The sequence below is a fragment of the Neisseria sp. P0009.S010 genome (genome assembly GCF_051958545.1).
Taxonomy (GTDB): Bacteria; Pseudomonadota; Gammaproteobacteria; order Burkholderiales; family Neisseriaceae; genus Neisseria; species Neisseria subflava_A.
This window is the reverse complement of sequence record NZ_JBQCVH010000004.1, coordinates 44,319-56,092: the sequence shown is the minus strand read 5'-3', so window position 1 is coordinate 56,092 and position 11,774 is coordinate 44,319. Positions and strand designations below refer to the sequence as shown.

The following is an 11,774-nucleotide window of genomic DNA, read 5'->3' as shown; positions in this document are numbered from 1 at the left end:
TGTATATTTGTATTCAAATGAATACAAATCAAAGCAGACGAATATGAATGCAACGAACCGTATCCCAATTAGTGTGCGCATCACTCAGGAAGATGCTGATTTTATTGCCGAACTCAAAATTGAAGGTGCGAATACAGCGTCTGAAAAAATCCGCGAATTGCTCAAGCTGGCGCGCTTGGCGCATACGCAGACACGCGATTACGGCTCTGCACTGACGGCGCAAGAGCAGTTTTTCCAACCAGCAAAACACGAAATCTTGCACGCTGAAAAACAGGCTGGAGTGCATTCGCATATCGTGGCGAGGCTGTTTGAACAACTGCCCGACTTAGGCGCAACACTCGCCGCCGATCTGCCAGCAGAAGCTGACCTAGACGATTTGAAAAAATACGAGCGCGAACTGATGTGGCGCATCGTCCGCCTTACCGACAGCATCCTGCAACTCGCCGTAACCGGCAAAGGCGCGGCATACGACGATACCGTGCTGCAACAGCTTGAAAATACTTTGAAACTGGCAAAGATTGTGCAGCAGGCAAATGAAATTTAAGGCTGCCGCCATACCAAATGAAACAAACACATTTTAGTGAAAGGAAAATCCAAATGAGCGAAACCCTATCCCGCCGAGTAGGCCGTCTGGTAAGCGGCGGTTTTCATGCCCTGATTGATGCGGCGGAAAACCTCGCGCCTGAAGCGGTAATGAACGAAAGCATCCGCGAAATTGAGCGCGCAGTAGATGAAGTGCGTGCTGAATTGGGCAAAGTGTTGGCACAGAAACATCTTGCCGCCAAGAAAATGGCCGATGAAAGCAACCGCCACGAAGCCATCGATGCCAATCTGCAAGCCGCCGTAGATGCCGGTCGCGATGATCTTGCCGAAGCGGGTATCGCCGAACAGATGGACATCGAAGCGCGTCTGCCCATCTTGGAAAACACCATTGCCGATTGTGCCGCACAAGAAAAAGAGCTCGAAGGCTTTATCGCCGCCCTGCAGGCGAAAAAACGCGAGATGCAGCAGCAGTTGCAAGACTGGCGTGCCGCACAGCAAAGCATGGGCACAGGCAAAACAGTCGGCGGCAACGGCAGCGACCTCAACCGCATTGCCCGTGATGCCGAAAAAAGCGGCAATGCCTTCGACCGTGTGATGGGTCGCCAAAACTCGGTACACAGCAGCACCGATGCGGCGCAGTTGGCCAAGCTGAAAGAACTGGAAGACTTAAGCCGCAACCACCGCATTGCCGAAAGATTGGCGGCATTGAAAGCAGGGAAATAAGATGAATTTTGTTAATAAGATTTATGAGCTTGCTGAGCAGATTGCTTACCGCCATAAGATGTTGAATCACCATGCTGCATGGTTGCTGTTATCAACTATCGCGGTTTGGTCTCTTAGTGATAATCACCCCATACCCGCAATAGTTGCTGCTATTTTAATTATGGGATTCTATGCTGTTATTATTATGAATGACGTGAAGACAAAATATGGAGACAAATTAATTGCAGATGGACGGAAAGTTTCTATTGAACAAGCCATAGAATTATTAAAAACCGAAATCTTGGAAAACTGTGACAAACAAGAGCAGCAAAAACTCTTAGATCTATTGGAGAAGAAATGCCTAACTCAAATAAAGTTTAAAAACTTCTTCAAATACCGTTTATTTTGGATTGCATATATCTTTTGGGGGTGGATGCTTTTAGATTTACTTATATTAAGTAGATAAAATCCAAACAAACCCCACCAACATTAAAAATGTATTATTCAAAATACAAATCCCATAAAGAAAAAATCAAAAAGAATAAGGAAATGCAATATGTGGAATTTAATCAACGCCCCCGAAACTGAAATCTTCGGCATTGCCATTGCGCTGATGATTTTGCTCGGTGTGTTGGAAGTCATTTCCATGCTGGCAGGCGGTATCAGTGACTGGTTGGACAACCTGTTGCCCGACAGTCTGACCGAAACCGCGCACGCCGAGGTTGGATTGGATGTGGCGGATGCAGGCATATTCGTGCGTTTCCTGAGCTGGCTGTATGTCGGACGTATCCCGGTGTTGATGTTGATGGTGGTATTTCTTGCCGTATACGGACTGACGGGTTATCTGTTTCAGACGGCCTTTGCCACTGTATTCGGCAGCTATCTGAATGGCACGCTGGCAGCAGTCATCGTTTGGTTTCTTTCCCTGCCCTTAGTGCGAGTGACGGCTAGCGGTTTGTACAAAATTATGCCGAAAGATGAAACCACTGCCGTTTCGCAAGAAAGTTTAATCGGCCGCGTCGGCACAGTGGTGCTGGGCGAAGCTCGGGTAGGTAATGCGGCGCAGGTGCGCGTGAAAGATGCTTACGGCCAACAGCATTATGTGATGGTAGAGCCTGACTCTGATGATGTATTGAAACAAGGCGATGCAGTATTGCTGGTGTCGTTGGACGGAAATACATTTAAAGCAATTTTAAATCCGAGCGGAAGCTTGGTGGATTGAGGCCGTCTGAAACTGCTGATTTATCGATACGGGAAAAATAGATACTTTACTGCCCTATCCTCACCATCTGGAAATTTGAAATAACAATTAGAAAAACAACCACCCTATTATTTCAACCCATATTTTTAACCCTTTCAGACGGCCTCTTTCCCTCAAAGCCTTCTGAATCCACCGCCCCCAAAGGCATATTAACAAGAAGAAAGGAAAAACCATGAACTTGGTCTCCATCGGCACCATCGCCGGCGTCATACTCGTCGCGCTAATTGTACTCGGCCTCATCCTGACCCGTCTGTACCGCCGCGCCAGCAAAGAAGTCTCATTTGTCCGTACCGGTTTCGGTGGCGAAAAAGTCATCATGAACGGCGGCGCGATGGTGCTGCCCGTGCTACACGAAATCATCCCCGTCAACATGAATACACTGCGCCTTGAAGTGCGCCGCGCGGCGCAGCAGGCGCTGATTACCCGCGACCGTATGCGCGTTGACGTAATGGCTGAATTTTACGTCCGCGTCAAACCCAGCGCCGAGAGCATTGCGACCGCCGCACAAACGCTGGGTATGAAAACCATGTCCCCCGATGAGCTGAAAGACCTCGTCGAAGGTAAATTCGTTGATGCCTTGCGTGCCGTTGCCGCCGAAATGGCGATGGAAGAGCTGCATGAGAAACGTGTTGATTTCGTTCAGAAAGTACAACAAGTCGTGAGTGAAGACTTGTTCAAAAACGGTCTCGAACTTGAAACCGTTTCCCTGACCGGCCTCGACCAAACCAGCTTTGAGTTCTTCAACCCGCAAAACGCGTTTGACGCGGAAGGTTTGACCAAACTGACCGAAACCATCGAAGGCCGCCGCAAAAAACGTAACGAAATCGAACAAGATACCGACTTGGCGATTAAAACCAAAAACCTCGAAGCCGAGCAGCAACGCCTAAAAATCTCGCGCGAAGAAGAATACGCCAAACTCGAACAAGAACGTGAGATTGCCGTCCGCCGCGCCGAACAAGAGGCCAGCATTGCCGAACAAGAATCTCAGAAAAAACGTGAGGCGGAAGAAGCAAAAATTGCCGCAGAACGCGAAGTGGATTTGAAACGCATTGCCGCCGAACGCGACATTAAAAACGAAGACATCCGCAAAGCCCAAGCCGTTGAACAGGCAGAGGTTGAACGCCGCAAAGCCATCGAATTGGCCGAGCAAGACCGTGCCATCGCCGTTGCCGAGAAATCGCGTGCCGAATCCGAAGCCAAAGCCGAGGCCGACAAAGCCCGCGCCGCCGCTGTTCGCGAAGAAGAGAGCGTGATTACCGTACGCGAAACCGAACGCGCCGAACGTGCCAAAGCGGTTGAATTGATTGCCGCCGAAGAAGCCGCACAAAAAGACGCGATTTCGCTCACTGTCGCCGCTGAGGCTGAAAAACAAGCTGCACAAGACCGCGCCGAAGCCGTGCGCATTGCCGCTGAAGCAGAAGCTGAGAAACAACGCCTGCAAGCCAAAGGTGAAGCCGATGCCAAAATTCTGTTGGCGCAAGCGCAAGAGCAACAATACAAGGTTGACGCCGAAGGTACCCGCGCCGTCAACGAAGCTGCCAACGTGCTGAGTGTCGAGCAGGTTGAAATGCAAGTCCGCCTTGCCCTCTTGAAACACCTGCCCGACATCATTCGCGAATCCGTCCGCCCAATGGAAAAAATCGAAGACATCAAGATTTTGCAAGTCAATGGTCTGGGTGGTTTTGCCGGTGGTGCAAACGGCGCGGAAGGTGCTTCAGACGGCCAAACCACACAAGCCAGCCTTGCAGACCAAATGGTCAACAGCGCCCTGCGCTACCGCAGCCAAGCCCCGTTGGTTGACGGTCTATTGAAAGAGTTAGGACTGAATGGTGGCGACATCAACGGTCTGACCCAAGGGTTGGATAAAAGCATCGACCAATCATAAACAGATACTGTCATAATGGTTTAAAGGCCGTCTGAAACTTTTCAGACGGCCTTTTGTTTATACAAGAGCTTCCACAAATTCTAATATTTTCAATACTCACCAATTCAGCTCTGTTGCGGTTGCAATAAATTTTAGGAATTATCCACCCTGCTTTTTGTGGTTAAAAAAGATTGAGTGGGTTATTCTTAGCCAAATAACAAGGCTAACTGCTTTGACAATGATCCACCAACAATTGAGTCATAAAAACTGATTCTACCGTTTCGATTTCAAACTTGCCATCTACTCGTCTATCGGTATTTTAATATCAAGCTACTTATCTTCAAGAAAATAAAAAAGCACAACATTTTGTTGTGCTTTTTCTTGATGAACCCACATTACTTGTTTTTTTGCGAACGAAGGTAGTCCAAAGTTTTCAGCTGGGCAATGGCTGCTGCCAATGCTTTGTGCGCTTCGGCCAGAGATTTATCATCTTTGGCTGCCGAAACACCTGCCTCGGCTGCTTTTTTAGCTTCTTCAGCACGCGCCTGATCCATTTCGGTACTGCGGACAGCAACGTCTGCCAATACAGTAATCTTATCAGGCTGTACTTCCAAAACACCGCCGGAAACAGCAACCAGCACTTCTTCAGCTTCACCCGGAACAGTCAAACGCAATGCGCCGGGGCGTACCAAACTCATAATCGGCTCGTGTCGTGGATAAATACCAAGCTCACCTTGAACGGTCGGAACCACCACAAAGCTGGCTTCGCCCGAATAGATGTTTTGCTCGCTACTGACCACTTCAACTTGCATGACGCTCATGCCGACCTCCTTAGTTTAAGGTTTTCGCTTTCTCAACTGCTTCTTCGATGCCGCCTACCATGTAGAACGCTTGTTCAGGCAGATGGTCGTATTCGCCGTTCAAGATGGCTTTAAAGCCGGCAATGGTATCGCGCAGGGCAACATACTTGCCTGGAGAACCTGTAAACACTTCTGCAACGTGGAACGGTTGAGACAGGAAGCGTTGGATTTTACGGGCACGCATTACAGTCAGTTTGTCTTCGTCAGACAATTCGTCCATACCCAGAATGGCGATAATGTCGCGCAATTCTTTGTATTTTTGCAGAGTGGACTGTACACCGCGCGCTACGTCGTAGTGCTCTTGACCCAATACCATCGGATCCAATTGGCGTGAAGTAGAATCAAGCGGGTCAACTGCCGGGTAAATACCCAAAGAGGCAATATCACGGCTCAATACGACGGTTGCGTCCAAGTGGGCGAAAGTTGTCGCTGGAGACGGGTCAGTCAAGTCATCCGCAGGTACATATACGGCTTGGATGGAAGTAATGGAACCGGTTTGGGTAGAGGTAATACGCTCTTGCAAACGACCCATTTCTTCAGCCAATGTCGGTTGGTAACCCACTGCAGAAGGCATACGGCCCAACAGTGCAGATACTTCAGTACCGGCCAGAGTGTAACGGTAGATGTTGTCAACGAAGAACAATACGTCGCGGCCTTTACCGTTTTCGTCTTTTTCGTCACGGAAGTATTCGGCCATAGTCAAACCGGTCAAAGCAACGCGCAGACGGTTGCCCGGAGGTTCGTTCATTTGGCCATACACCATGGCTACTTTATCCAATACGTTGGAATCTTTCATCTCGTGGTAGAAGTCGTTACCTTCACGGGTACGCTCACCCACACCTGCGAACACGGACAGACCGCTGTGCGCTTTGGCGATGTTGTTAATTAATTCCATCATGTTCACGGTTTTGCCCACACCGGCACCACCGAACAGACCTACTTTACCGCCCTTAGCAAACGGACACAGCAAGTCGATCACTTTAATACCGGTTTCCAGCAATTCGGTAGTTGAAGACAACTCGTCGAATTTCGGAGCAGTTTGGTGAATGGCGCGGCTCTTGTCGGTATCGATCGGACCTGCTTCATCAACAGGCGTACCCAATACGTCGACAATACGACCCAATGTACCTTTACCTACCGGCACAGTGATTGGCGCACCAGTATTGCTTACAGACATGCCGCGTTTCAGGCCGTCTGAACTACCCATTGCAATAGTACGGACAACGCCGTCACCCAGAAGCTGTTGAACTTCCAGAGTCAGACCGTTCTCGTCCAATTTCAGGGCATCGTAAACATGCGGGATAGCGTCGCGTGGAAATTCCACGTCAACCACCGCACCAATAACTTGTACGATTTTGCCTTGGCTCATTATCGTATCCTAATTTCCTGTTCAGGCTTCAGACGGCATTAAACTGCCGCTGCACCTGCTACAATTTCTGACAATTCTGTGGTAATCGCGGCTTGACGCGATTTGTTGTACACCAAGCGCAATTCTTTGATGGCATTACCTGCGTTGTCGGTTGCGGCTTTCATCGCTACCATACGCGCGGCTTGTTCAGATGCCATGTTGTCGCTCAATGCCTGATAAACCACAGACTCTAAATAGCGGCGAACCAAATATTCCAATACGGCGATAGGGCTCGGCTCGTAGAGGTATTCCCAAGTAAATGAAGAATGACCTGTTCCGTCGTCAATAACGTTTTCACCGATAGGCAGCAAAACTTCCATACGCGGCTCTTGGCGCATTGTGTTGATAAAACGTGAGTAAACCATATGGATACGGTCTAATTCATGTCTCTCATAACGTTGGAAGATTTCGGTCAAAGGGCCAAGCAACGCTTCCATTTTCGGGGTATCGCCCAAATTGGTTGCACTGGCAATAACGTTCAAACCGATGCTTTGGCATGCAGCCAAACCTTTACTACCCAGGCACACGACTTCGACTTCGATGCCTTGTTCCTGATACTCTTGAACTTGCGCCAAAAACTTTTTCAGTACGTTTGCGTTCAAGCCGCCGCACAAACCTTTATCCGAGGTAATCAAAATGAAACCGGCACGACGCACTTCGCGGTGTGGCTCCAACAATTTGATACCATGATCGGCATTGGTCTGTGCAAGATGGCTCATCACTGTACGCACTTTTTCGGCGTACGGACGCGCTAAGCGCATCCGGTCTTGAGTCTTCCGCATTTTAGAGGTCGACACCATTTGCATCGCTTTAGTGATCTTTTGGGTATTTTGAACACTACGGATTTTGGTGAGAATCTCTTTTCCGACTGCCATTTCAGACTCCTTTCATCTCAATACTTATGCTTGGTAAGCGTAAGAAGATTTGAAAGATTTCATGGCTTCGGTCAATGCTTTTTCGCTTTCGTCAGACATTGCGCCTGATGCATTAATCGCATCCAGAACCTCAGGATGTTGCGTACGTACGAAACTCAGGAATTCTGCTTCGAAAGCCAAGGCTTTGGATACCGGAACATCTGCGTAAGAACCGTTGTTGATCGCCCACAAAGTCAATGCCATTTCGGCAGTGTTCAATGTGCTGAATTGTTTTTGTTTCATCAATTCAGTAACCACTTCACCGTGTTGCAGCTGTTTGCGTGTTGCTTCGTCCAAATCGGAAGCAAATTGGGAGAACGCCGCCAATTCACGGTACTGCGCCAACGCCAAACGGATACCGCCACCCAGTTTTTTGATGACTTTGGTTTGTGCCGCACCACCTACGCGCGATACGGAAATACCGGCATTGATTGCAGGACGGATACCGGCGTTGAACAAGTCGGTTTCCAAGAAGATTTGGCCGTCTGTAATCGAAATTACGTTGGTTGGTACGAATGCTGATACGTCACCGGCTTGGGTTTCAATAATCGGCAACGCAGTCAGAGAACCGGTTTTGCCTTTTACTTCGCCATTGGTCAGTTTTTCAACTTCGTTTTCGCTGACGCGGGCTGCACGTTCCAACAGACGGGAGTGCAGGTAGAATACGTCGCCAGGATAGGCTTCACGACCAGGTGGACGGCGCAGCAGCAGGGAAATTTGACGGTATGCAACGGCTTGTTTAGACAAGTCATCGTATACGATCAATGCATCTTCACCGCGGTCACGGAAGAATTCACCCATGGTACAACCGGAGTAAGGAGCGATGTATTGCAGCGCAGCGGCTTCAGAAGCAGTCGCAGCAACCACGATAGTATGTTCCATCGCGCCATGCTCTTCCAATTTGCGTACTACGTTGGCAATAGAAGATGCTTTTTGACCGATAGCCACATAAATACAGATAACGCCTGTACCTTTTTGGTTAACGATGGCATCCAGTGCTACGGCTGTTTTACCGGTTTGACGGTCACCAATGATCAGCTCACGTTGACCGCGACCAACCGGAACCATAGAGTCAATGGCTTTCAGGCCGGTTTGCATGGGTTGGTCAACCGATTTACGCGCAATCACACCCGGTGCGATTTTTTCGATTGGAGCAGTCAAAGTTGTATTGATTGGACCTTTACCGTCGATAGGACGACCCAATGCATCAACTACGCGGCCAACCAATTCGCGACCGATCGGCACTTCCAAAATACGGCCGGTACAGGTAACTGTATCGCCTTCTTTAATGTGTTCGTACTCACCCAACACTACGGCACCGACGGAGTCGCGCTCCAAGTTCATGGCCAGACCGAAAGTGTTACCGGGGAATTCGAGCATCTCACCTTGCATCGCGTCTGACAAGCCATGAATGCGCACAATGCCGTCTGTAACAGAAACAACGGTACCACGGGTACGCACTTCTGCATTGACGGACAGATTTTCGATTTTGGCTTTAATCAAATCGCTAATTTCAGCAGGATTAAGCTGCATGAAAACTCTCCTAATTTGTCATAGTCGCATACAAAGCATTCAGTTTGCCTTGTACGGACAAATCCAAGACCTGATCACCCACTTCTACTTTGATGCCGCCGATTAATTCAGGGGCAACTTTAGTTACCACATCCAATTTGCTGTTGAAGCGTTTTGTCAGGATATCGGTAACATCGGCCAGCTGCTGAGAACTGAGCTCATACGCGCTGTAAATTACTGCCGATTTCGTATTGTTGTGTATCAAGGTCAAATCTTGATATTGGGCATAAATTTCCGGCAATACCAGCAAACGCTTTTGCTCGGCCAAAACGGTAATAAAATTTGCCAATTCGACATTTTTGATACCGACAAGACCTTTGAGCGTTTCTGCCTTTTCGGAAGCTCCCGTTTCCGGCTGCTCGATGAAAGCAATGACTTTCTCATCCTGAACAACCGCTGCGAGTTCTTTCAGTTCGCCCAACCAAGACTCGATTTGGTTTTTTTCCTGAGCCAGACTAAACAATGCTTTCGCATAAGGTCTGGCAATCGTTGCGAACTCTGCCATAAGATTACAGCTCCTGTTTTAAGGCACTGAGCAGATCTGCATGTTTGGAAGCATCGACTTCTTTACGCAGGATAGATTCCGCACCTTTAACAGCCAATGAAGCGACCTGTTCGCGCAACACTTCGCGTGCACGGTTAACTTCTTGCTCTACATCAGCTTTTGCTTGGGCTGCAATGCGTGCTGCTTCATGAGAAGCTTGCTCTTTGGCTTCTTCTACAATTTTCGCAGCACGTTTTTCGGCGTTGGCAACCATTTCGGTTACCTGATTACGCCCTTCGGCCATAAGTTCTGCAACTTTTTTCTCTGCCTGCTCAAAATCGCTCTTACCGCGCTCGGCGGCAGCCAAGCCCTCGGCGATTTTTGCGGCACGCTCATCCAATGCTTTGGCAATCGGAGGCCATACGAATTTCATCGTAAACCAAACCAAGCCAAAGAAAACTAGGATTTGCGCAAATAAGGTTGCATTAATATTCACGTTACTTAACCTTCGTATCTGGGTTAATCAAACAGACGGCAAGCCTGTATCTGAACGGATCGCTCCGTCTTGATTACGCACCACCAAACGGGTTAACGAAGGCGAACAACAGGGCAATAGCCACACCGATCAAGAAAGCCGCATCGATCAGACCAGCGATCAAGAACAGTTTGGTTTGCAGCGGACCGATCAGCTCAGGTTGGCGAGCAGAAGATTCCAAGTATTTAGAACCAACCATTGCAATACCGATAGAGGCACCCAATGCGCCCAAGGCAACGATCAAACCACATGCGATAGCAATCAAACCCATTTTTAAACTCCTTAAAATAGTAAAGGTTAAACTACAAAAAACAAACTACAAAAAAACTACTTGATTAGTGTGCATCATGCGCCTGTCCGATATATACGAACGCCAACGCCATGAAAATAAATGCCTGCAAGGTGATGACCAAAATGTGGAAAATCGCCCAAGCCAAACCGGCAATCAGGTGGAACACAAATAAAATCGGATCCAAAGTTTCGACACTGCCGGTTGACGCCCATGCACCGCCCAACAGGGCGATCAACAGGAACACCAGCTCACCGGCATACATATTACCAAACAACCGCATACCGTGGGATACGGTTTTGGACAAAAACTCTACCAAGTTCAGCAGGAAGTTGGCCGGAGCAAGCCATGGACCGAAAGGTGCGCAGAACAACTCGTGAATCCAACCGCCAAGGCCTTTGATTTTGACATTGTAGTAAATACAGATCAGCAATACGCCAATCGCCAGAGCCAAAGTCGTATTCAAGTCAGCTGTCGGCACAACGCGCAACAGGGCATGATGATTACCGGTAATGCCTTGCCATGCCATCGGCAGCAAATCAACCGGCAGCATATCCATGGCATTCATCAAGAGAATCCAGACAAACAAGGTCAGACCCAACGGGGCAACGGCTTTACGCGATTGTTCGTTATGGATAATGCTTTTACACATGTCATCCACGAATTCGAACAGAATTTCAACAGCCGCTTGGAAACGACCGGGAACACCAGCCGTCGCTTTTTTGGCACCGCGCCACAAAAGGAAGCTGCCGATTACGCCCAACAGAACGGCAAAAAAGATTGCATCAAGGTTAATGAACGAAAAATCAGCAATGTTTTTCAGTCCTTGACCCTGAGTAACATCCGACATACTGGTCAAGCTTTGCAAGTGGTGCTTGATGTAGTCGGCAGCGGTCATAGTTTCACCTGCCATAGTGTTTTACTCTCAACAATACTAAAAAAACCAAATGACTGACGCCAAGAAACGCCAATAAAAATGGGTAAAATACCAGTGATCGATGCCATATCGCAAAAACGACCAACATAGATACCAGCGACAGCACTACTTTTAAAACCTCTCCGCCGACAAACATCGAGCTTTGCAGATCGGGATTTCGTCGGGAAAACTTTAAAAGTAAAACTGCAACTAGGGTAGGCAAAATGTACGAAAATCCTCCCGCCAAAGCAGAGAGGAAGCCGGGCAATCCGGAGAATAATGCACAAACAACTGAAATTATTAATAATACAATCACTTGCAATGGGACTATCTGATTCATTGTACTTTGTACCCCAAAAAGCAAGGCAGGCTAATATAATCAAGAAGTTTGTTAACGTCAAGCAATATGTTAATCTTTGTGAACCT

Annotated in this window: 14 protein-coding genes; 5 read left to right on the top strand and 9 right to left on the bottom strand. The window is 48.3% G+C overall.

The features are described 5' to 3' along the window. Positions 1-43: 43 nt before the first annotated feature. The 5 genes from ACTHSN_RS05125 to ACTHSN_RS05105 all read left to right on the top strand — a co-directional run bounded on the left by ACTHSN_RS05125 (position 44) and on the right by ACTHSN_RS05105 (position 4,391). Positions 44-544 carry a hypothetical protein gene (locus tag ACTHSN_RS05125; protein ID WP_107768670.1) on the top strand — a complete coding sequence of 167 codons (501 nt, stop codon included), beginning with the start codon at positions 44-46 and terminating at the stop codon, positions 542-544. A 53-nt stretch (positions 545-597) separates the two neighbouring features. Then, positions 598-1,266: a PspA/IM30 family protein gene (locus ACTHSN_RS05120; protein ID WP_070459753.1), complete on the top strand. Its 669-nt coding sequence runs from the start codon at positions 598-600 to the stop codon at positions 1,264-1,266. A 1-nt stretch (position 1,267) separates the two neighbouring features. Beyond that, entirely contained in the window at positions 1,268-1,711 is a 444-nt protein-coding gene (locus tag ACTHSN_RS05115; protein WP_070459756.1) for a hypothetical protein, read from the top strand. A 90-nt stretch (positions 1,712-1,801) separates the two neighbouring features. After that, positions 1,802-2,467 (top strand): YqiJ family protein, encoded by a 666-nt coding sequence (locus tag ACTHSN_RS05110; protein WP_440365137.1) that lies wholly within the window; start codon positions 1,802-1,804, stop codon positions 2,465-2,467. Between the two features lie 211 nt (positions 2,468-2,678). Next, the gene (locus tag ACTHSN_RS05105) at positions 2,679-4,391 is read left to right on the top strand and encodes a flotillin family protein (RefSeq protein WP_049323103.1); all 1,713 of its coding nucleotides are present in this window, start codon (positions 2,679-2,681) and stop codon (positions 4,389-4,391) included. 374 nt (positions 4,392-4,765) lie between these two features. On the opposite strand, the gene ACTHSN_RS05100 is transcribed toward ACTHSN_RS05105, so the two are convergent. The 9 genes from ACTHSN_RS05100 to ACTHSN_RS05060 all read right to left on the bottom strand — a co-directional run bounded on the left by ACTHSN_RS05100 (position 4,766) and on the right by ACTHSN_RS05060 (position 11,688). Then, the gene (locus ACTHSN_RS05100; RefSeq protein WP_036492070.1) at positions 4,766-5,191 is read right to left on the bottom strand and encodes a F0F1 ATP synthase subunit epsilon; all 426 of its coding nucleotides are present in this window, start codon (positions 5,189-5,191) and stop codon (positions 4,766-4,768) included. Between the two features lie 10 nt (positions 5,192-5,201). Next, positions 5,202-6,599, bottom strand: a complete 1,398-nt coding sequence (gene atpD, locus ACTHSN_RS05095) for a F0F1 ATP synthase subunit beta (protein ID WP_003748111.1) — start codon at positions 6,597-6,599, stop codon at positions 5,202-5,204. A 38-nt stretch (positions 6,600-6,637) separates the two neighbouring features. Continuing rightward, on the bottom strand, positions 6,638-7,513 hold the full coding sequence (gene atpG, locus ACTHSN_RS05090) for a F0F1 ATP synthase subunit gamma (RefSeq protein ID WP_049323104.1): 876 nt from the start codon (positions 7,511-7,513) through the stop codon (positions 6,638-6,640). A gap of 24 nt (positions 7,514-7,537) precedes the next feature. Next, positions 7,538-9,085 (bottom strand): F0F1 ATP synthase subunit alpha, encoded by a 1,548-nt coding sequence (atpA, locus tag ACTHSN_RS05085; protein ID WP_036492075.1) that lies wholly within the window; start codon positions 9,083-9,085, stop codon positions 7,538-7,540. 10 nt (positions 9,086-9,095) lie between these two features. After that, positions 9,096-9,629, bottom strand: coding sequence for a F0F1 ATP synthase subunit delta (locus tag ACTHSN_RS05080; protein ID WP_003683778.1), 534 nt, complete (start codon positions 9,627-9,629; stop codon positions 9,096-9,098). A gap of 4 nt (positions 9,630-9,633) precedes the next feature. Continuing rightward, complete coding sequence (locus ACTHSN_RS05075; protein WP_003708446.1) at positions 9,634-10,104, bottom strand: F0F1 ATP synthase subunit B; 471 nt, start codon at positions 10,102-10,104, stop codon at positions 9,634-9,636. 73 nt (positions 10,105-10,177) lie between these two features. Next, entirely contained in the window at positions 10,178-10,414 is a 237-nt protein-coding gene (gene atpE, locus ACTHSN_RS05070; protein WP_003748101.1) for a F0F1 ATP synthase subunit C, read from the bottom strand. Between the two features lie 64 nt (positions 10,415-10,478). Further along, the gene (gene atpB, locus ACTHSN_RS05065; protein WP_003748099.1) at positions 10,479-11,345 is read right to left on the bottom strand and encodes a F0F1 ATP synthase subunit A; all 867 of its coding nucleotides are present in this window, start codon (positions 11,343-11,345) and stop codon (positions 10,479-10,481) included. After that, complete coding sequence (locus tag ACTHSN_RS05060; RefSeq protein ID WP_049323105.1) at positions 11,335-11,688, bottom strand: ATP synthase subunit I; 354 nt, start codon at positions 11,686-11,688, stop codon at positions 11,335-11,337. Before ACTHSN_RS05060 ends, atpB begins: the two co-directional genes overlap by 11 nt. Positions 11,689-11,774: the final 86 nt, after the last annotated feature.